The organism is Erythrobacter epiphyticus, from assembly GCF_034653295.1.
GTDB lineage: Bacteria > Pseudomonadota > Alphaproteobacteria > Sphingomonadales > Sphingomonadaceae > Erythrobacter.
Window position 1 is genome coordinate 285667 of the sequence record NZ_JAYEEU010000007.1, and the last position, 21214, is coordinate 306880.

Annotated in this window: 15 protein-coding genes; 7 read left to right on the top strand and 8 right to left on the bottom strand. The window is 66.0% G+C overall.

Annotated features, from left to right (window positions below; all coding sequences use genetic code 11):
- The first annotated feature begins 11 nt into the window (after positions 1–11).
- Entirely contained in the window at positions 12–1073 is a 1062-nt protein-coding gene (queG, locus tag SOQ14_RS06860) for a tRNA epoxyqueuosine(34) reductase QueG (protein WP_322897315.1), read from the top strand.
- Here queG and SOQ14_RS06865 read toward each other — a convergent pair.
- The 5 genes from SOQ14_RS06865 to SOQ14_RS06885 form a co-directional block, all read right to left on the bottom strand.
- The gene (locus SOQ14_RS06865) at positions 1057–2295 is read right to left on the bottom strand and encodes an NAD(P)/FAD-dependent oxidoreductase (RefSeq protein ID WP_322897316.1); all 1239 of its coding nucleotides are present in this window, start codon (positions 2293–2295) and stop codon (positions 1057–1059) included. The two genes, queG and SOQ14_RS06865, sit on opposite strands and share 17 nt — an antisense overlap.
- Before the next feature lie 86 nt (positions 2296–2381).
- The gene (locus SOQ14_RS06870) at positions 2382–7079 is read right to left on the bottom strand and encodes an NAD-glutamate dehydrogenase (RefSeq protein WP_322897317.1); all 4698 of its coding nucleotides are present in this window, start codon (positions 7077–7079) and stop codon (positions 2382–2384) included.
- Positions 7080–7179: 100 nt separating this feature from the next.
- Positions 7180–8175: an LLM class flavin-dependent oxidoreductase gene (locus SOQ14_RS06875; RefSeq protein WP_322897318.1), complete on the bottom strand. Its 996-nt coding sequence runs from the start codon at positions 8173–8175 to the stop codon at positions 7180–7182.
- Positions 8176–8179: 4 nt separating this feature from the next.
- On the bottom strand, positions 8180–9037 hold the full coding sequence (locus tag SOQ14_RS06880) for a tetratricopeptide repeat protein (protein WP_322897319.1): 858 nt from the start codon (positions 9035–9037) through the stop codon (positions 8180–8182).
- A 1-nt stretch (position 9038) separates the two neighbouring features.
- On the bottom strand, positions 9039–9794 hold the full coding sequence (locus SOQ14_RS06885) for an alpha/beta hydrolase (protein ID WP_322897320.1): 756 nt from the start codon (positions 9792–9794) through the stop codon (positions 9039–9041).
- 91 nt (positions 9795–9885) lie between these two features.
- Here SOQ14_RS06885 and SOQ14_RS06890 point away from each other — a divergent pair, with 91 nt between their 5' ends.
- The 4 genes from SOQ14_RS06890 (at position 9886) to SOQ14_RS06905 (ending at position 14984) form a co-directional block, all read left to right on the top strand.
- The gene (locus SOQ14_RS06890) at positions 9886–11559 is read left to right on the top strand and encodes an alkaline phosphatase D family protein (protein WP_322897321.1); all 1674 of its coding nucleotides are present in this window, start codon (positions 9886–9888) and stop codon (positions 11557–11559) included.
- Positions 11560–11817: 258 nt separating this feature from the next.
- Complete coding sequence (thrS, locus tag SOQ14_RS06895; RefSeq protein ID WP_322897856.1) at positions 11818–13821, top strand: threonine--tRNA ligase; 2004 nt, start codon at positions 11818–11820, stop codon at positions 13819–13821.
- A gap of 2 nt (positions 13822–13823) precedes the next feature.
- Positions 13824–14231: a CopM family metallochaperone gene (gene copM / locus SOQ14_RS06900; protein ID WP_322897322.1), complete on the top strand. Its 408-nt coding sequence runs from the start codon at positions 13824–13826 to the stop codon at positions 14229–14231.
- 9 nt (positions 14232–14240) lie between these two features.
- Positions 14241–14984, top strand: a complete 744-nt coding sequence (locus SOQ14_RS06905) for a TSUP family transporter (RefSeq protein ID WP_322897323.1) — start codon at positions 14241–14243, stop codon at positions 14982–14984.
- Here the strand turns inward: SOQ14_RS06905 and SOQ14_RS06910 are convergent, their stop codons facing one another.
- The 3 genes from SOQ14_RS06910 to SOQ14_RS06920 are packed head-to-tail and all read right to left on the bottom strand — an operon-like array spanning position 14985 to position 17868.
- The gene (locus SOQ14_RS06910) at positions 14985–15140 is read right to left on the bottom strand and encodes a hypothetical protein (protein WP_322897324.1); all 156 of its coding nucleotides are present in this window, start codon (positions 15138–15140) and stop codon (positions 14985–14987) included. It abuts the gene before it with no gap.
- Positions 15141–15175: 35 nt separating this feature from the next.
- Positions 15176–16159 (bottom strand): agmatine deiminase family protein, encoded by a 984-nt coding sequence (locus tag SOQ14_RS06915; protein WP_322897325.1) that lies wholly within the window; start codon positions 16157–16159, stop codon positions 15176–15178.
- Positions 16159–17868: a M28 family peptidase gene (locus SOQ14_RS06920; RefSeq protein WP_322897326.1), complete on the bottom strand. Its 1710-nt coding sequence runs from the start codon at positions 17866–17868 to the stop codon at positions 16159–16161. The genes SOQ14_RS06915 and SOQ14_RS06920 overlap by 1 nt, the downstream gene beginning before the upstream one ends.
- Positions 17869–17987: 119 nt before the next feature.
- Between SOQ14_RS06920 and glnE the strand changes: the two genes are divergently transcribed.
- Both glnE and SOQ14_RS06930 read left to right on the top strand, forming a co-directional pair.
- Entirely contained in the window at positions 17988–20744 is a 2757-nt protein-coding gene (gene glnE, locus SOQ14_RS06925; RefSeq protein WP_322897327.1) for a bifunctional [glutamate--ammonia ligase]-adenylyl-L-tyrosine phosphorylase/[glutamate--ammonia-ligase] adenylyltransferase, read from the top strand.
- Positions 20741–21214 (top strand): peroxiredoxin, encoded by a 474-nt coding sequence (locus tag SOQ14_RS06930; protein ID WP_322897328.1) that lies wholly within the window; start codon positions 20741–20743, stop codon positions 21212–21214. The genes glnE and SOQ14_RS06930 overlap by 4 nt, the downstream gene beginning before the upstream one ends.

Here is a 21214-nt window from a genome sequence, read left to right on the forward strand (position 1 = left end):
CCTCTTCAAGCATGGTTAACGCCGCTGCAAGTCATGACCTTGCAAGGCGCCTTGCGCAAGTGGCTGAATCGCTTGGCTTCGCGGCCTGCGGGATTGCGAGCGCGGGGGAAGATCCGCTGCGCGGCGAGCGGCTCGAACAATGGCTGGGCGAGGGGCACCATGCCAGCATGGAATGGATGGCGACCCGGCTAGATCATCGCCGGGCGCCGCAAGGGCTCTGGCCCGAAGCGCGCAGCGTGATTGCGCTGGGGGCAAGCTATGCCCCGGCGCAGGATCCTTTGGCGCTGGAAGGGGACAGCGAACGTGCTCGTATCTCGGTCTATGCACAGGGGCGCGATTATCATGACGTGGTCAAGAAGCGGCTCAAGGCGCTTGCCCGCTGGCTGGTGGCCGAAGCGCCCGAGGCGCAGGTCAAGGTCTTTGTCGATACCGCGCCGGTGATGGAAAAGCCGCTGGGCGAGGCGGCGGGGATCGGGTGGCAGGGCAAGCATACCAACCTCGTCAGCCCCAGCCACGGGAGCTGGCTGTTTCTGGGGGCGATCTACACCACGCTCGACCTCGCGCCCGCGCAGCCGCACCGCGACCAGTGCGGATCGTGCCGCGCGTGCCTTGATGCCTGCCCCACCGATGCCTTCCCCGCGCCCTACCGGCTCGATGCGCGGCGCTGCATTTCCTATCTCACCATCGAGCACAAGGGCCCGGTGCCCGCAGAATTTCGCGCGGCGCTCGGCAATCACATCTATGGCTGCGATGATTGCCTCGCGGTGTGCCCGTGGAACAAATTCGCCGCCGCGAGCCAGGCCATGACCGAATTCCTGCCGCGCGCCGAACTGGTCGCGCCGCGCCTTGCCGACTTGCTCACATTGGATGATGCCGGGTTCCGGGCGCTGTTTTCGGGCTCACCGATCAAGCGCATCGGGCGGGATCGGTTCGTGCGCAATTGTCTCTACGCAGCGGGCAACAGCGGCAATGGCGCCTTGCTCGCGCAGGTCACGGCGCTGCTGTCGGACCCCGATCCGGCGGTGGCTGACGCGGCAGCTTGGGCGCTGGCGCGGCTTACAGCAAATCCTTGAGCGGCAACTCGGGATCAGCCAGCAGCGCCGGATCAACCTTGCCGATCCCGCTTTCCAGCAGTTTGCGGCCCTGCACATAGTCCTTCATCGTGTTCACACAGTCGAAGGCAATCGGCTTGCCATCCTTCAGATAGACCACGGTAAACTTGCGGCTGTCGGGATCGCCGCGCAGCACGGTCGCATCAAAGCCGAGATTGAGCCCGGCGGTTTGCAGCTTGAGATCATACTGGTTTGACCAGAACCAAGGCAGCGCGTGGTAGGGCTCTTTCTCACCCATGATCGCGCGGGCCACGGTGTTCGCCATGTCATGCGCGTTCTGCACGGATTCGAGCCGGATCACCGCGCCTTGCGCGAAATCATTGGCATGGGCTGCGCAATCACCAATCGCATAGACATCATCCAGCGTGGTGCGGCAGCAGAAATCGACATCGACCCCGTTCGAAGCCGCCGCGCCGGCCGCGATCAGTGGGCCGACCGCAGGCACGATCCCGATGCCGACCACCACCATATCGCAGGCAAGCCGGGTGCCATCATCGAGCACCACGCCGGTCGCCTTGCCATCCGCATCGCCGAGGATTTCGGTCACCCCGCAAGCCAGCCGCACATCAACGCCCTGCCGGCGATGCTCTGAGGCATAGAAAGCCGACAGCTCTTCGCCCGCAACCCGCGCGAGCAGGCGCGGCAGCATTTCGACCAGCGTCACCTCGCAGCCGAGCTTGCGCAGGACGGCAGCAGCTTCCAGCCCGATATAGCCGCCGCCGATCACCACCGCGCGCTTGGCACCAGCGGCGAGCGCGGCCATCATCGCATCGGCATCAGCCTTGTCGCGCACATAAAAGACATGGCTGAGATTGGCGCCCGGGCACGGCATCCGGCGCGGATCGCCCCCACCCGACCAAATCAGCTTGCGATAGCTGATCACGCTGCCATCGGCGAGCGTGACGCTGTGCCCTTTGGCGTCAATCGCGGTGACCCCCGCACCGAGCCTCAGCGCAATATCCTTGTCAGCCCAGAACTTTTCCGGGCGGATCATGATTCGCTCGAAGCTCTTGTCGCCGGCGAGATATTCCTTCGACAGCGGCGGGCGTTCATAGGGCGGCACCGAATCGCGCCCGATCATCAGGATCGAGCCTGCAAAGCCGTGCTGGCGCAGCGCGATCGCAGCCTGCGCGCCGCCATGGCCAGTACCGACAATCACCACATCGGCGTGATCCACGGGCATTCCCCTCAGCTATCCCCGATTGCGGAACTCGCGCCAAAACGCCCCATCGTCAAGGATGTGCGGCAGGCGTGGCACGCAGACATCGGCTAGCGATCGAGCAGATTGCGCGCCTGACTGGCGATCTGGGCGAGCATCGCGGGCATCACCGGCGGGCGGCTCTGCGCCCGGGTGATAAGCCCGCGCATCTGCACCACACCCGCCGCGTTGCGCGCGGCCCATTCGGCCACCGCCGCGCCGGGATCATCCTTTACCCCTTTACGCTTGAGCAGGCGGCGCAGGAAATCGAGCCGCATGTGCTGGAAATCGCGCGCCAGACCATCGACCAGCAGGCGCTCCCACACATCCGAGGGCGACATGTGCGCGGCGGTCCCCTGCGCCCAGTCCAGCCCCAGCCTGCCCCCGATATCGGTAAAGGCATGGGTGAGCCGGGTCGGTTCAACCCCGGTGTCGAGTGCCAGCCGCGCCAGCCCGACCGCGCCGTCATAATCGAACAGGTCGGCCACGCGCCCGGCCAAGGCTGCCGGTGCACCAAGCTCCACGAAATGCGCGCGCAGCGCCTGCGATTGTTCGCGGGTCTTGCCGACCAGCAATTCCTCGTGTGCAGCGGCAAGCCGGGTGACGCCCGCAGCCAGTTCGCCGATCATCGCGCTGACCGCGACCTTGCCCGATGCCGTGCGCAGCACATCCGACATCAGATTGCCGACAGCGGCGGCAACGCGTTCAAACAGTGTGAGGCGCACCGCTTCGGGAATGGCGGCGTCATCAAGATCGCGCCACAGGCGATCAAGCCCGAAGAGGTTGTCGGTGACGACAAAGGCCGCTGCGACTTCGGCAAAGCCGACGCCTTCTTCCTCGGCCAGTTCGAAGGGGTGGATCAGCCCCAAGCGGTTGACGATGCGGTTGGCAAGGCTGGTCGCGATCATTTCACGGCGCAGGCGATGCCCCTTGATCTCGCTGGCAAAGGCGGTGCGCATCGGGGCGGGGAAACGCCCGATCAGCAGCGTTTCGAGCGCGGGATCATCGGGCAGGCTGCTTTTCTCGATCGCATCCTGCAACGCCAGCTTGGCCGAAGACAGCAGCACCGCCAGTTCCGGACGGGTCAGCCCCTTGCCATCCGCGGCGCGGCGCATCAGCGTTTCATCATCCGCCAGTCCCTCGGTGCGGCGATCCAGCCCGCCCAGCTCTTCAAGCCGCTGGATCAGATGGAGATGCGAGGCGCTCGCGCCCGGCCCGCCGGCTTCGGCAATCGACAGCGACAGGGCCTGCAAGCGGTTGTCTTCGAGCACGATCGTGCCGACCTCGTCGGTCATGCTTTCGAGCAGCGCGTTGCGCTTTTTCGTCGAAAGCTTGCCGCTGCGGGTCGCCGCAGCCAGCGCGATCTTGATGTTGACCTCGTTATCCGAACAATCGACGCCCGCCGAATTGTCGATGAAGTCGGTGTTGATGCGCCCGCCCTTCAGCGAAAAGGCAATGCGCGCGGCCTGGGTCACGCCAAGGTTGGCGCCTTCGCCAATCACCTTGGCGCGCACTTCATCGGCATTGATGCGCAGCGCATCATTGGCGGGATCGCCGACATCGAGATGGTTTTCCGAAGGCGCCTTGAGATAGGTGCCGATGCCGCCGAACCACAAGAGATCAACCGGCGCGCGGAGGATCGCGGAAATCAGCGCTTCCGGCTCGATCTCCTTGGCCTCAATCCCCAGCACTTCACGCGCCTGCTTCGAAAGCTTGATCTGCTTGGCCGAACGCGGAAATACCCCGCCGCCCTTGGAAATCAGCGCGGCATCGTAATCCTCCCAGCTTGAACGCGGGAGCGCGAACATGCGCTTGCGCTCCTGCCAACTGGTCGCCGGATCGGGCGCGGGATCGATGAAGATATGGCGGTGATCGAACGCCGCCACCAGTTTGATCGCCTTCGAGAGCAGCATCCCGTTGCCGAACACATCGCCCGACATGTCGCCGCAGCCCGCGACCGTGATCGAGTCTTTCTGGACGTCGATCCCCATTTCGCGGAAGTGGCGCTGCACGCTCACCCACGCGCCGCGCGCGGTGATGCCCATCGCCTTGTGATCATACCCGTTTGAGCCGCCGCTGGCGAAGGCATCATCCAGCCAGAAGTCGCGGCTTTGCGCGATGCCATTGGCAATGTCGGAGAAGGTCGCGGTGCCCTTGTCGGCGGCCACCACGAAGTAGGGGTCTTCCCCGTCGCGCACCTGCACCGCCTGCGGGTGAACCACCTTGCCTTCGACGATGTTGTCCGTGACCGAAAGCAGCGTGCGGATGAAGATTTCATAGGCCGCGCGGCCTTCGGCGGCCCAGCCTTCCCGGTCAAGCGCGGGAGAGGGAAGCTGCTTGGGGTAGAACCCGCCCTTGGCACCCGTGGGCACGATCACCGCGTTCTTGACGCGCTGGGCCTTCATCAGCCCGAGGATTTCGGTGCGGAAATCATCGCGCCGGTCCGACCAGCGCAGCCCCCCGCGCGCCACCGCACCCGAGCGCAGGTGGATGCCCTCGACCCGGCGCGAATAGACGAAGATCTCGCGCCATGGCACCGGCTTTGGAAGAGCAGGCACGAGGCTTGAATCCAGCTTGAAGGCGAGCGCTTCGGCAGCCGCAGGCGCATAGGCATTGGTGCGCAGCACCGCCTTGATCGCGGCCATGTAGCGCCGCAGCAGACGATCATCATTGATCGCGGTAACTTTGGCGAGCGCGCGGGCAAAGGCCGTTTCGGCAGCGGTTTCAGCCCCGGTGCGATCACCGCCAAACGCCGGATCGTGGCGCGCCGTGAACAGATCGATCATCGCCTTGGTGGCCGCAGGCGCGGCCGCCAGCGCATCAACCACGGTGTAAATGGTAAAGCCCATCCCGGTCTGGCGCAGATAGCGATAGAAGGCGCGCAGCCAATCGGCTTCGCGCGCGGCAAGGCCAAGCCCGGGCACCAGCCGGTTGAAGGGATCATCCTCCGCCGCGCCGTTGAGCACATCATCCAGCGCGCGCTCGATCAGCGCCGAGCGGCCCAGCAAGGTGGCCGCTTCGAGACCCGCCGGCAGGCTCAGAATGAAATCATGGATCGAACCGAGCGCGGGGTCGGCAAGGAATGTCGGGACTTCGGCCATCACCCGGAAGCCGAAATTCTCAAGCGCAGGCACGGCATCGGACAGCGGCAGCTTGCCCTTGATGCAGTAGATCTTGAGCCGCAGCACATCGCTGGCATCGCTGTCGAGCCGGTAAAGGCGCACGGCCCGTTCGGGCGCGCCATCGTGCCCATCATCAGCGGCAACAGCGAGCGGGCGCAGCTTGGCAATATCGCGCGCGGCTTCAGCCGGGCCATAGGTCATGCGGTAGGCGGGCGGGAAAGCCGGGGCATAGCGCGCGGCAATCGCGGCGGCGCGGCCATCATCGCCCGCGCTGGCGAGCTGGCTTTCGACCGCCTCGTTCCAGCCGCGCAGCATTTCGACAAGGCGCGCTTCGATCACGGCATCATCGGGCATGTCCTCGCAGGCGCGCACATCGATGAGAAAACGCAGCAGGGCGAGCGTGCTGCTTTCGACCTCAAGGCTCCAGTCGAGCAAGCCCGCGCCCGGCGTTTCGAGCAGCATTGCCTGAATCTGGAGGCGCACATCGGTGGAAAGCTGATCGCGCGGGAGCCAGACAAAGGCAAAGACATGGCGTTCAAGCGTCGAGCGCACCATCACCACCCGCGGACGCGGGCGATCGATCAACGCCATCTTGGCTGTCACCAGTTCGGCCACCTTGGCGGGCGCGAAGGCGATCAGCAGATCATTGGGCAGCGAGGTAAAGGCATGCACCAGCGCCTTGCCGGCGTGACCTGATGGCGCGAAGCCAAGGCTCTGGGCAAGCCCGCTGAGGGTTTCGCGCAGCACCGGCACTTCAGCCGGGCGCGATGCGAGCGCGGCGCTCGTCCACAGACCGGCGTGGATCGAAAGCGCGGTGATCCGGCCTTCCTCACGCAGCGGGACGATGAACAGATCGAGCGGGCTGAGACGGTGCACCCGCGCCTGCCGGTTTGACTTGATGACCAGCAGGTGACGCGGGGTGCCGGCCTTTTCCTGGGCATCAAACCAGTCAAAGGCGCGCTGGATAGAGGCTTCGGCCAGCAATTCACGCGCCGAGGTGCGGCAGATGCCGAGAATGCTGTCTTCGCGCCCATCCCGATAAAGGGTGAGGTGGCCAAGCTGGGTCAGCATCCCGGTGTTGAGCCAGCCCAGCAGCGCCCCGGCCTCGCCCGCATCCGGAGCAATCCGCGCCGCATCCGCCGCCATGGCCTGCTGCATCGCGGGCCAATCAGCCACCGCCGCGCGCACATCGGCAAGCGTGTCTGCCAGCAAGGCCTGCAATGCGCGGCGCTGGCGCGCATCGGCACGCGGGGTTTCGATATAGACCAGCGATTCGGGCGCACCCGCCTCGCCGCTCAGCCCGGTCACCGCCCCTGCCGCATCGCGCGCGACCTTGGCCACAGGATGCAGCAGCACATCGATCGCAAGGCCCTGCGACGCGATCGCGCCCGCAATCGAATCCACCAGAAAGGGCATGTCATCATTGATGACCGCAATCCGCAGGCACCGCTTGTCGCCCGTGCTCGAGGCGATTTCGACCAGCGATTCGCCGGGTGCGCGGCGTGCCATGGCTGCCAGCAGGAAATCCGCCGCTTCGTCGAGCGCTTCCTGATCGAGCGGGCGCTCCCCCGGCAGGATCGAATGGGCGAGACGCTCGCTCAACACGGTGCGCAGCGTGGTGGATTTGGCAGCAGTTTTCGAGACCATGTGAGGGGCTCCCGGCATCCTCTGTTCCGGCGCGGCAAGGTAATTTTATTGTGCCGGATTGTTTGTATGTAACGTGATCGCGATACGCCTTTAGCGCGCCTCACGCAAGGACAGGCGCACGCATCGCCGCAAGCGTCAGTTCGAGCGAACGGATGCGCGCCGCCGGATCATAGGTCGCCCCGCACAGCATGATTTCGTCCGCCCCGGTGCGCGCGATGAAGGCATCGATCCCGGCGCGCACTTCGGCGGGCGTGCCCACAGCCGCCGCCTGTCCGAGATGGGCCAGCATCGCTTGCGCCGGAGGCGGCAGGCTGGCGCGATAGCCCGGCACCGGCGGAGGCAGCTTGCCCGGATTGCCGGTGCGCAGCGCGACAAAGCTCTGCGCCTGGCTGGAGGCAATCAGTTCGGCCTCTTCGGTGGTATCGGCAGCAAAGACATTCATCGCCACCATCACATGCGGGCGCGGGCAGGCGTCGGACGGCTGGAAATCGCGGCGGTAAAGCGCCAGCGCGGCATCGAGATGATCGGGCGCAAAATGCGCCGCAAAGGCATAAGGCAGACCGAGCTTTGCGGCGAGGCTTGCGCCGAACAGGCTTGATCCGAGCATCCACAGATCGACCTTGGCCCCGTAGCCGGGCGTGGCGCGGATCGGCAGATCGACATCGCCCGTCAGCAAGGCGCGTAGCTCGATCACATCATGCGGGAAATATTCGGCTGCCTGATGGAGATTCTTGCGCAGCGCGCGCTGCAATTCCGGCCCCGCCCCCGGCGCCCGGCCAAGCCCGAGATCGATCCGCCCCGGAAACAGCGCATCGAGCGTCCCGAATTGTTCGGCAATCTGGAACGGGGTGTGATTGGGCAGCATGATCCCGCCCGAACCAAGCCGGATGTGGCGTGTCGCATTGCCGATATGGGCAAGCACCACCGCCGTAGCCCCGCCCGCAATGCCATCCATCGCGTGATGTTCGGCCACCCAGAACCGCTTGCACCCCAGCCGCTCGGCCGCGCGGGCGAGATCGACACTCGCTGCAAAAGCCTCGTGCAGGGTGCCGCCCGCGCGCACCGGCACGAGATCGAGCACGGAGAAATCGGTCATCAGGTCAGCTCCCTTGCGGCGGCTCCAGTTGAGCGAGATAGCCGCGCGCAGTCTCGGCGAAGGGCGTGGCCGGATCAAGCGCAATCACGGATTCCCAGCTTGCCCGCGCGGCCGCGTCGCGCCCGTCGAGCACCGCAATGACTCCGGCTTCCAGGCCCACTTCGGGATCTTTCGGAGCGAGCGTGGCAGCGCGGGTGATCGCGGCCTGCGCCTCGCCGAGCCGGTCAAGCCGCCGCAGCAAGGTCGCCTGCAGCAGCCAGCCTTCGGCGCGTTCGGGCGCGAGCCGGATCGCGTCCTGCAAGGCGGCAAGCGCCGCATCGGGCCGGGCCAGCGCCACCAGCACGCGGGCGGAATCAATCGCGGCGATCGCCTCGAGCGTCGCATCGCTCGCCACCCGCGCATCTTCACGCGCCAGCGTCAGCAGTGCGAGCGCTTCCTCCTGCCGGGCGCCTTCGAAAGCGGCATTTCCCGCCATCGTGGCAAAGCGCGCGCGCGGACGCGGTTCGGCAGCCGGCGTGCCTTCGCGCGCGGCGAGGAAGGCATCGCGCGCATCATCCCACCGCGCGAGTTCGGTTGAGGCTGCGCCCAGACACAGGTTGGCCAGCACCCGATCCGCGCCGGTCGCTTCGGTGCGGCGGATCTGCGCGGTGGCATGGGCGCGGGCGGGATCCTCTTCGATCTGGTTGAGGCAATCCTGCAACCACTGGCTCGACGGGGTGATGCCCTCGATCTCGACGATGCCATTGCGCCCGCGGACCCGGCGCGGCGGCGGCCGGTTGATCAGCGGATCATCAGCCGTGGGCATGGTATCGACCCCCGGAAAGGGGCCAACCTGAAGGAGCAGGGCAAGCAGCAGCGACACATCAATTCCCCTGATAGAAAGCGGCCACCGCGCGTTCGACCACCGTAAGATCCTGCGGGCGCGAGAGGCGGTGATCGCCGTCCTTTATCAGCGTAACCTGAACCGCATCCGAAGCGAGCGCCGCGGCGAGCTTGAGGCTGATCTCCCACGGCACATCGGGATCGCGCTGGCCGTGGACCAGATGCACCGGGCAGGTGAGCGCCACGCCCTGTTCAAGCCGCTGGTGCTGCGCGGCATCGGCATGGAACGCGGCAAAAGTCGGGGTCGGCTCGGGCCCGTAGGGATTGGATTCGAAGATTGTCTCGCCCGCCGCCAGCGCGGCTTGTTGTGCGGGGGTATAGCCCCAACGGGTGAAATCCGGGGCGGGCGCGATGCCGATCAGCCCCGCAAGCTGCGGCCCAAGCTGTTCGCCCACCAACAGCATCAGCCACCCGCCCATCGAGGAACCCGCAAGGAGGACCGGCCCTGCGACCTGCGTGGCGATCAGGCTGAGCACCTCGTCACGCCAGCGCGTCAAGGTGCCATCGGCAAAGGCGCCCGAACTCATCCCGCAGCCCGAATAGTCGAGCAGCAGGCAGCCGCGCCCTGCCGCGGCGGCGCTCGCGAACAGGCGCGTCGCCTTGCTACCGCTCATGTCGGACATGTAGCCGGGCAGGAACACGAGGGTCGGCGAAGTGGCATGGGCGGGTGTCGGAAGGACGTGACGAAACGCGATGCGACGGCCATCGGGCAGGGTGTGGAAAAGAGGTGCGCTCATGCCGCCTCTCTTGCCTTGCTCTTTGTGTGAAGCGCAACCATTGTCGCGGCCGCGATTGTCACAAGGCCGCAACGGGAGAGGGTTAGCGCGCATGTCCATGTCCGAAGATCACACACTCCGCCTTCCCGCCGCTTCGCCCGCCACTGCGCTGACACGGCGCGGCCTGTTCACGCTTGCGGGCGCTTCGGCGGCGCTCGCGGCCACCCCGCTCGCCGCGCGCAGCTTCGGCAGCGGCTTTACCCACGGCGTCGCGAGCGGCGAGCCTGCGGCCCATTCGGTGCTGCTGTGGACGCGCTTTGTCGCGGATGCCGAAACGCGGCTCATCTGGGAGGTGAGCGCATCGGAAGATTTTTCCCGTCCGCTTGCCAGCGGCGAGGCCTTGGCCTCACCTGCACGCGACTGGTGTGCCAAGGCTATCGCGGGCAGCCTTGCCCCGGGGCAATGGTATTTCTACCGCTTTGTCGCGCCCGATGGCGCGGTTTCGGACATCGGCCGCACCCGCACCTTGCCGCAAGGGCCGACCGCGGCGTTCCGGCTCGCGGTGTTTTCCTGTTCGAACTATGGCTTTGGCTGGTTCAATGCCTATGGCCACGCGGCCGAGGTCGCCGATTGTGATCTCGCACTGCACCTTGGCGATTATCTCTACGAATATGAAAAGGGCACCTATCCGACCGCGCAGCAGGCTGCCGCTGACCGCGTGCTCGCCCCCGAAAACGAGATCGTGACGCTGGCGGATTATCGCCTGCGCTACGCGACCTACCGCGCCGATCCCGATCTGCGCCGCATCCACCAGATCATGCCGATGATCTGCATCATGGATGATCACGAAAGCGCCAATGACAGCTGGCACGGCGGCGCACAGAACCACACCCCCGCCACCGAAGGCGCGTGGGACATGCGCAAGGCCATCGCCTTTCAGGTCAACCGCGAATGGCTGCCGGTCTCGGATGATCCCTATGCCGCCTATCAGGTGGGCGATCTGGCAACCCTGTTCCGGCTCGAAACCCGCCTGCTGGCGCGCGACAAGCAGCTTGATCTCGGCGCGGTGCTCGCAGGCAAGAGCGATCCGCAGGAGGTTGCGCAGGCCTTGGCCGCGTTCCGCGATGGCGCCTATGCCGCTTCGGATCGCACCATGCTCGGTGCCGCACAGGAACAATGGCTGGCCGAAGGGCTTGCCGCCTCGGTCAAGAACGGCACGGCATGGCAAGTGCTGGTGCAGCAAGTGCTGATGGGCAATTTGAGAACGCCATCGGGGCTGATCGATCAGCTTGGTAGTGCCCTGCCCGATTATGTCCGCCAGCGGCTTACCGCGGCGAGCCTCGCGAGCAAGGCAGGCCTGCCCTTCAACATGGATGCATGGGACGGCTATCCCGCCGCCCGCGCGCGGGTGATCGCCTCTGCGCTTGCCGCTGATGCAAACCTGCTGGTACTGGCAGGCGACACGCATAATGGCTGGGCCTTCGAACTGGGCCACGAAGGCGCGAAGGCAGGTATCGAATTTGGCGTGCAGAGCGTCTCGTCACCGGGCTTTGAAAGCTACCTTTCGTTTGTGCCGCCCAAGGATCTTGCGACAGCCATGGTCACCACCAATGCCGGGCTCAAATGGGCCGACACGTCGCAGCGCGGCTATATGGTGGTGGAGCTCACCCCGGCGCGGGCGACCACCGAATACCGCTTTACCGGCGGGGTGCGCCAGCGTGCAGCGAAGCTTACCGGAACCAAGCGGGTGTCCGCCGCAGCCGGTTCGGGCACGCTCGAAATCTAGGCCCCTGTGCCGCCGGTAATGACATCGCAGCAATTGCCCGCTATGGGGCGTGCTATGCGCAAGCCGATCACCACCCGTGTGACCACGACGACCCGGACTACCATCCGGGGGCGGCGGCGCGCGCGATAGGCACGCAAGGCCCGCCCCCCGGTCAGGGGCGGTGCGGTGTCCTCCCCTGAGCCGATCCTCGCAACACCGCTCTTCCGGTGCGCGCCCAACTATGCCAAGGCGCGCGCCAAACGAGACGGACGCAAGATGATGACGGAACTGCTCAAGATCAGCCTGCCCGATGGATCGGTGCGCGAGATGCCGCAAGGCTCGACCCCGGCGGATGTCGCCGCGGCGATCGGCCCCGGCCTTGCCAAGGCGGCACTCGCCGCGCGCGTCAATGGCGAGCTGCGCGATCTCACCCGGCCCTTTGATGGTGACGCGGAACTCGCGCTGGTCACCGCGCGGGACGAGGCCGATGCGCTCGAACTCGCCCGCCACGATTACGCCCACGTCCTCGCCGAAGCGGTGCAGGCGCTGTTCCCCGGTACGCAGATCACCTTCGGCCCCGCGACCGATGACGGGTTCTATTACGACGTGAAGGCCCCCGACAACCGCGAGCCGTTCAGCATGGATGATCTCCCCGCGATCGAGGAGGAAATGCGCCGCATCATCCGCGCCGACAAGCCGCTGCGCCGCGAGGTGTGGAGCCGCGAAGACCTCATCGCCAAGTGGGCGGGCGAGGGTGAGACCTTCAAGGCCGAATGGGCCAAGGAACTCCCCGAAGGCGAGGAGCTGACGGTCTATTGGAGCGGCAATGACTGGCTCGACATGTGCCGCGGGCCCCATCTGCCGAGCACCGGCAAGCTCGATCCCGAAGCCTTCAAGCTGATGCGCGTCGCCGGGGCCTATTGGCGCGGCGACCAGAACAATGCGCAGCTGACCCGCATCTACGGCACCGGCTGGCTCAACAAGAAGCAGCTTCAGGCGCATCTCATGCGCCTTGAGGAAGCCGCCAAGCGCGATCACCGCAAGCTGGGGCGCGAGATGGACCTGTTCCACTTGCAGGAAGAGGCTCATGGCAGCGTCTTCTGGCACCCCAAGGGCTACCGCATCTGGCGCGAGCTCGAATCCTATATGCGCCGCAAGATGGACGGCGCGGGCTATCGCGAGATCAAGACCCCGCAGCTGATGGACGTGCGCCAGTGGACGCAATCGGGCCACTGGGGGAAATATGCCCAGAACATGTTCGCCGTGCCCGACATGGTGCCCGAGGTGGACGAGGAAAGCGGCGCGGCCTCGCCCAAGGTTGCCGATGATGCCACGTGGATGGCGATCAAGCCGATGAACTGCCCGGCGCATGTGCTGGTATTCAAGCAGGGGATCACCTCGTACCGCGACCTGCCGATCCGCCTCGGCGAAATGGGCTGCTGCCACCGCAACGAACCCCACGGCGCGCTCCACGGGCTGATGCGCGTGCGCCAGTTCACGCAGGACGATGCGCATATCTTCTGCACCGAAAGCCAGGTCGTCGGCGAAGTGCAGAGCTTCATCGCGCTCGCTGATTCTGTCTATCGCGACTTCGGCTTCACCTATGACATCAAGCTCGCGCTGCGCCCGGAAAAGCGGTTCGGGAGCGATGCGGACTGGGACAAGGCCGAGCAGGAACTGCGTGACGCGCTGACTGCGAACGGCCTCGCATGGGAAGAACTCCCCGGCGAAGGCGCCTTCTACGCCCCCAAGCTCGAATGGCACCTCACCGACGCGATCGGGCGCACCTGGCAGGTGGGCACGATCCAGTCCGACCGCGTCCTGCCCGAACGTCTGGACGCGAACTATATCGGCGAAGATGGCGAAAAGCACCGCCCGGTGATGCTCCACCGCGCGATCTTCGGAAGCTACGAACGCTTCATCGGCATCCTGATCGAGCACTTCGCCGGACGCCTGCCCGCATGGCTTGCCCCGGTGCAGGCGGTGGTCGCCACCATCGTCTCGGACGCGGATGGCTATGCCCATGAGGTCGAAGCGCAGCTGAAAGCGGCGGGCATCCGGGTCGAAACCGACACCCGCAACGAGAAGATCAACTACAAGGTCCGCGAACACTCGCTCGCCAAGATTCCGCACTTGCTGGTGGTCGGCAAGCGCGAGGCCGAGGAAGGCACCGTCGCGGTCCGCACGCTGGGCGCCGAGCACCAGAAGGTGATGCCGCTCGCCGAGGCGATCGCGATGCTCACCAGCGAAGGCACGCCCCCAGACCTCAAGACGGAGAACTGACCATGAAGCCTATTGTCATCCTCGCCCCCGTGGCGCTTGCCTTGCTCGCCGCGTGCGGGAAAGACACCGATACCGCTGACAAGCCCGCTGCCGTCGACCATGCAAGCATGGACCATTCTGGCCACGACATGGGCGGTGAGGCCAAGCCTGAGCTGACCGAGGCGCAGGCGGCTTACAAGGCAGTCAACGACAAGATGCACACCGGAATGGCCGACATCCCTGCCGATGCCGATGTCGCGTTCATGCAGGGAATGCTGGCCCACCACCAAGGCGCGGTCGAAATGTCCGAAGTCGCTCTGAAATACGCGAAGGATGAAAAGGCGCGCGATCTTGCCGCCCGGGTGATCGCGGCGCAGAAGGCCGAGATCGCCGAGATGGAAGCCTGGCTGAAGGCGCGCGAAGCGAAGTAAGCGTCCGGCGTGGAACTCATCGGGGGCCTCACCGCGCTACAGATCGCCGTTGCTTGTGGTGCGGCGCTCGGCTCGGCCTTTGTTCGCGGGTTGACCGGCTTCGGCATGGCGATCCTGCTGGTGCCGGTGCTGGCCTTGGCGCTCCCGCCGGTCGAGGCGGTGGCGCTCACCAATGCGCTTTCGCTGATGCTTGGCGCGACCGAGATCCGCACCCTGGTGCGTGACGCCGAAAAGAGCGCGTGGATGATCGGCGCCGCGGTGGTGGTGACGACCCCACTCGGCCTTTATGCGCTGTCGCTGACGGGCAGGGATGTGGCGCGGCTTGTCATCGCGCTGATTGCCGTGAGCGCTTTTGTCGCAATCCTGCTGCCCCGTCGGGGAAGCGCGATGCCGGGACGGGCCGTGACCGGCGGCGTCGGCGTGCTGAGCGGGTTGATGACCGGCTATGCCGGGATGCCCGGCCCGCCAGTGGTGCCCTATTACGCGGGGCGCGATTTGCCGCGAGCGACGGCCAAGGCCTCGATGCAGCTGATCTTCACCATCGCCGCCACCACCGGGCTGGCAAGTGCCGCATGGCTCGGTATCCTGCGGCCGGAGTTGCTGCTGTTCGCACTGCTGATCCTGCCGGTGATCATCGCGGGCAACAAGCTGGGGGCGCGGGTTTCGGGCCGGGTCAGCGATCCGCTATGGCGCACGAGTGTCGGTCTGGTGCTGGGAGGAGCGGCTGTTGCCGCGATGCTGCGTCTGATCTGATCAGAAGGGCAGAAAGCTGCCAGCCGCGATCAGCGCCAGCGCGCAGCCCAGCACCATCGCACTGCGGGCGATCTCGAGCAGATTGATCCGCTGATCAACCGCCGGCAAAGCCACGGCACGGACAAGGTTCTGGACGCGTTCCATGCCCCCATGCATGCGCCCGAAAATCCTAACAAAAGGTAAACCCGTCCCTAGGCAGAGGGCATTTGCTGGCTGGCGCAGTGGAAGCCGCCGCCGCCCGCCAAGACAGCTTCGCCGGGCAAGCCGATGGTGTCGCGATCGGGGAACAGGGCGGCAATCGCGGCGACACCATCGGCATCATGCGGGCTGCCGAAGGTCGGCACCACCACCAGATGCGAGGTGATCGCGAAATTCACGTAGCTCGCCGGTTCGATCACGCCATCGCGGATGATAAGGCCGGGTGAGGGAATGCGCACAACCTCGACCCCGAACGCTGCGGCACGCGCGGCCGCATCGGCATAGATCGCGGCGTTGGGATCATCCTTGCCGGTCGGCTCCGGCACCACCAGCCGGTTGGGCGCGACAAAGCGCGCGAGGTTATCGACATGGCCATCGGTGTGATCATTGATCAGCCCTTCGCCCAGCCACAGCACGCGGTCAAAACCGAGCTGTGTTGCCAGTTCCGCTTCGATCGCTTCGCGGGTCAGATGCGGATTGCGGTTGGGGTTGAGCAGGCATTGCTCGGTCGTCGCGACAAGGCCCGTGCCATCGCCATCCACCGCCCCGCCTTCGAGGATTATCGGCGTGTGCGTCACGGCAAGCCCGGCATCACGCGCGATCTCTGCGCCGATTTCCTGATCACCAGGCATCAGGTATTTGCCGCCCCAGCCGTTGAAGCCAAAGCGGCGCGCGATGCGGGTGCCGTCCGCTTCGCGCACCACCAGCGGCCCGGTGTCACGCAGCCAGACATCGCCATAGACGCGCTGCTCGAGCGTTACCTTGCTGCTCACCAGCGCGCGCGCGCGGGCCGCGTTGGCTTCATCGCGCACCAACAAACGCACCTCCTGCCCGCTTTCCGCGACGGCCGAGGCGAAAGCCGCCATCTGCTCCTGCGCCGGTTCAAGCCAGCCGGGCCATTCCTCGGCAAGATGGGGAAAGCCGATCCAGATCCAATCCTGCGGCGCCCATTCGGGCGGCATCAATGGAGCGCGCATCAGCAGCCTTTCTTGCTGTCAGCGCAGCTCGCATCGCGGATGCTGCGGAATTCGTCACCCTCGTTCCAGTTCGGCCAGCTGGTGCTCATCGCGAGGCTGCGCCCGATGCGGAAATAGAGCTGGAGATCGGCCATCACCCCTGCCCAGTTCCAGTTCGGATCGAATTCGTCCTTTGGCCCGTGATAGCGATTGGCGCGATAATCTTCGGCCAGCTTGGCACCGGCCGCGCGGCCGCCTTCGATCAGATCCTCGCCGCCATCGAGATAGAGCATCGGCACCCCGCGCTTGGCCATCGAGAAGTGATCGGAGCGATAGTAATAGCCTGCCTCGGGCGCGGCATCGGGTGTCACCACGCGGCCATCAGCCTTGAGCGCAGCCATTAGGAAGGCATCAAGCTGCGACTTGCCCCCGCCCACTGCGGTCATGTCCTTGGACGGCCCCGCCACCAGAAAGGCATCCATGTTGACCCCGCCCACCGTCTGCGCGAGCGGGAAGATCGGATTGGCACCATACCAGGCCGAGCCGAGCAGCCCGGATTCCTCCGCCGTCACCGCAAGGAAAACGAGGCTGCGGCGCGGCGCGCCTGCCTTGGCATGGGCTTCGGCGAGCGCGACCAGCGCAGCCGTGCCAGTCGCATTGTCGACCGCGCCATTGCAGATATCATCGCCATCGGGGGCAGGGGTGCAGCGCCCCAGGTGATCCCAGTGCGCGGTGTGGAGCACATATTCGTCAGGCGCTTCGCGCCCCGGCAGCACGCCAATGACATTGTGCGACATGAATTTGCGATTGGTGTTGTCGAAACTCGTGGCCAGTTTCAGCCCGAGCGGCACGGCTTTGAAACCCTTCTGCTGCGCAGCCTGCGTGAGCTTCTCGAGATCCTGCCCGGCGGCGGCCAGCACCGCGCGGGCGGAATCCTTATGGAGCCAGCCGTTCATCTGCGTGAGCGGCGGTGCCTTGTCGCCATATTGCGGATGGGCCTGCGGGCCGGTCCACGAGCTTTCGACCACGTTCCAGCCGTAGCTGGCGGGTTGGGTATCGTGGATGATCAGCGCCGCCGCCGCACCCTGCCGGGCGGCCTCTTCATACTTGTAGGTCCAGCGCCCGTAATAGGTCATCGCCTTGCCGTTGAACGGGCCTTCCAGTTTGGCGGATTGCCAATCGGGATCATTGACAAGGATGATCACCGTCTTGCCCTTCACATCGAGGCCCGCGTAATCATTCCAGCCCTTTTCGGGCGCGTTGATGCCATAGCCGACAAACACCATCTCGCTGCCGGTGATGCTGGTCTTCGCCTCTTCGCGGAACGTCACGCCGACCCAGTCCTTGGCGAAAGAGAAGGACAGCGGAGTCTTGCCGCCAGTGATGGTAAGCGGCGCATGGTTCGCGCCGGTGATTTCCATCAGCGGCACCTCCTGAAGCCAGCTGTCGCCATTGCCCGGCTGGAGCCCCGCCGCCTTGAAGCGTTCGATCAGGTAGGCCAGCGTCTTTTCCTCGCCGACGCTGCCGGGCATGCGGCCTTCGAATGCGTCGCTTGCCAGCACGCGGGTAACCTCGCGCATGGTGTCTTCAGAGATATCGCCCGGCGCGATCTCGGGAATATCAAGCGCGCTGGCGGTGTTCGCGGCGAAATCGTCACACCCGGCGAGCGCCAATGTGGCAGCAGCGAGCGTACCGAGTGTCGCTGCGATTGCGGATTTTCTGAAAGCCATGGCGATGCTCTCCCCTGCGAAATGCCAATGCGTGTGCGCTTCCCTTGCAGAGCGGCGGCCAGCGCGCAAGGCACGCCGCCCCTTGCAGGCGCGGCTGCCTGCCGCCAAGGAAGCAGGCGATGGGAGAGACGCTATCACCCGATTGGAGCGGCGCGCTGGCGCGGGCACAGGCGCATGCGCCCTTTCTGGCCCGTGCGCTGGAACGCCAGCCTTTGCTCGCCGAGTGGCTGGCTGCCGGCGATGCCGAGGCCGCATTTGCCTTTGCTCGCGCGCACGGCACGCATGAAGACACCGCCACGGCGCTGCGGCGCGAACGGCTTGCGCTTGCCACAGTGCTGGCGATTGGCGATCTCGCCGGAGCCTTTCCGCTGGCGCAGGTCGTCAGCGCGCTTACCGGCTTCGCCGACCGGGCGCTGGATCGCGCGATCCGCACCGCCATCACCGAACGCACTGAGGAAGCCAGCGCCGCGGGCATGATCGCGCTCGCCTTGGGCAAGCAGGGCGCAGGCGAGCTCAACTACTCTTCGGATATTGATCCGATCCTGCTTTATGATCCCGCCACGCTGCCACGCCGGGCCAAGGATGATCCGGGCGAGGCTGCCAATCGCTACGCCCGGCGGGTGGTGGCGCTGCTTTCGGAGAACACGCCCGACGGCTATGTGCTGCGGGTCGATCTGCGGCTGCGCCCGGCGAGCGAAGTCAGCCCGCTGGCGGTGTCGCGCGGCGCGGCGCTGGCGCATTATCAGGGCGCGGCGCTGGCGTGGGAGCGCGCGGCCTTCATCCGCGCCCGCGCCGCTGCCGGAGACATCGCGGCGGGCGAGGCATTCCTTGAAGAGATCGGGCCGTTCGTGTGGCGCAGCCACCTCGATTTCGGCGCGATCGAGGAAATCCGCGAACTCACCCGCCGCATCCGCGACAGCCATGATGGCCCCGCAACCCCCGGCCCCGGCTTTGATGTCAAGCGCGGGCGCGGCGGCATTCGCGAAATCGAATTCTTCGCCCAGACCCACCAGTTGATCCACGGCGGGCGCGATCCCTCCTTGCGGGTGCGCGGAACACGCGCAGCGCTTGATGCGCTGGCCCGCGCCGAACGCATCAGCCCCGAGGATGCCGACACGCTCGGGACGGGCTATGATCGGCTGCGCGCCATAGAGCACCGCTTGCAGATGGTGCATGATCGCCAGACCCATGCGCTGCCCGATGGGGCTGCCCTCGATAATGTGGCACGGCTCGACGGGCTGGCCGATGGTGCGGCCCTGATCGCCGAACTGACGGCGCTGACCGCGCGCACCGGCAGCATCTATGAACAGTTGATCGGCGTGCGCGCCGCGCCCGTGACAGCTGTCGCGCAGGCGAGCGATCTGGCCACGCGGCTGGCCGAACTGGGATTTGCCGATCCCGCCGCGCTGGCGAAGCGCATCGAAGGCTGGAGCGAAGGGCGCTTTGCCTGCCTGCGCACCCCGCAAGCGCTGCGCGCCTTTGCCGCGCTGCAACCGCTGCTGATCGCGGCGATGGCAGCGAGCGATGATCCGATGCGGGCGATCACCCGGTGGGAAAGCATTCTCGAACGCGTGCCCTCGGCGATCACGCTGTTCCAACTGCTGGCCGCACAGCCGGTGCTGCTTGATCGACTGGTGGCCACCCTGACCCTCGCGCCGGTCCTTTCGGACGAACTCGCGCGGCGCCCCGAATTGCTCGACACCCTGCTTGATCGCGATGCGCTCGACCTGCCGGGCGAGACCGCTGCGATCATGGCGCGGATGGAGGCCAAGGCCGCGCGCCGTGATTACGAGGCGCTGCTCGATGCGATCCGGGTGGTGACGGGCGAGGTGCGCTTTGCGCTGGGCGTGCAACTGATCGAAGGGCTGGCCGATCCGCTCGCGATTGCCCGTGCGCTGTCACGCTTGGCCGAAGCCGCGCTGGCGCTCGCGATGCAGGGTGCGGTCCGCGAGTTTGAAAGCAAGCATGGCCGAATTCCCGGCGGCGAATTGCTGGTGCTGGGGCTCGGGCGGCTGGGCGGAGGCGCGCTGACCCATGCTTCGGATCTCGATATCGTCTATCTCTTCACCGGCGATTTTGCCGCGCGTTCGGATGGCGAGCGGCCTTTGGGCGCGACGCAATATTTCAACCGGCTCGCCAGCCGGGTCAGCGCCGCGTTGTCGGTTCCGACCGCGCAGGGCGCGCTCTACGAAGTCGACACCCGCTTGCGCCCGCAGGGTAATCAAGGCCCGCTGGCGGTCAGCTGCGAGGCCTTTGCCAAATATCAGCGCGAAGCCGCGTGGACGTGGGAGCATATGGCGCTGGCCCGCGCGCGGGTGCTGGCCGGATCGCCTGCGGCGCGCGCGCAGCTTGACGCGATCCTTGCCGAAGTGATCCGCGCCCCGCGCGATGCCGCGAGTTTGCGCACGGCGGTGGTCGAGATGCGCGAGCGCATGGCACAGCACAAGCAGCCGGGCGGCGCGCTGGATGCCAAACTGCTGCGCGGTGGGCTGGTCGATTGCGAATTCATCGTCCAGTTCCTGCAATTGCGCGGGCTCGACGCCAACGGCGCGCCGCTGGCGCACAGCCAACCGGCCGCGCTTGATCCCGATCTGTCGGTTGCGATCACCGCGCTGGTGGAGGCGGGCCTGTTGCCGCCCGAGATCGTCCCGGCGCATGAATTGATGAGCCGGATGCTTGTCGCCGGACGCTTGCTCGCCCCTGATGGCAAGGAGCCCCCCGCTTGCGGCGCGCAGGCGATGGCCCGCGCCTGCGGGATGGCGGATTACGATGCGCTCTTGCACAAGTTTGCCAAGGCGCGGCAAAGCGTCGGCGGGGTCTGGAAGGCGATTCTCGGGACGGATATTGTGGACGTAAAGCAGGAGACTACGCGATGAGCACTTTCCCCGCCGTGGGCGACATGATCCCCGATATTGCCATGACGACGCCCGATGGCGGCAGCGTCAAGCCTTCGGATTTCAGAGGGAAGAATCTGGTCGTGTTCTTCTATCCCAAGGATGATACGCCCGGCTGCACCACCGAGAACAAGGATTTCTCGGCTATGAAGGCGGATTTCGATGCCGCCGGTGTCGCGCTGCTCGGGGTGAGCAAGGACACCCCGGCCAAGCATCAGAAATTCATTGCCAAGCACGGCCTGACCGCGCCGCTCGCCAGCGATCCGGAAGAAGGCGGGCTGTCCGATGCGCTCGGCGTGTGGGCGGAAAAGCAGATGTATGGCAAGACCTACATGGGCATGGTGCGTTCGACCTATCTGGTCGATGCCGAAGGCCGCATCGCGCAGGTGTGGGACAAGGTGAAGGTCAAAGGCCACGCCGAAGACGTGCTCGCCGCTGCCAAGGCACTCTGA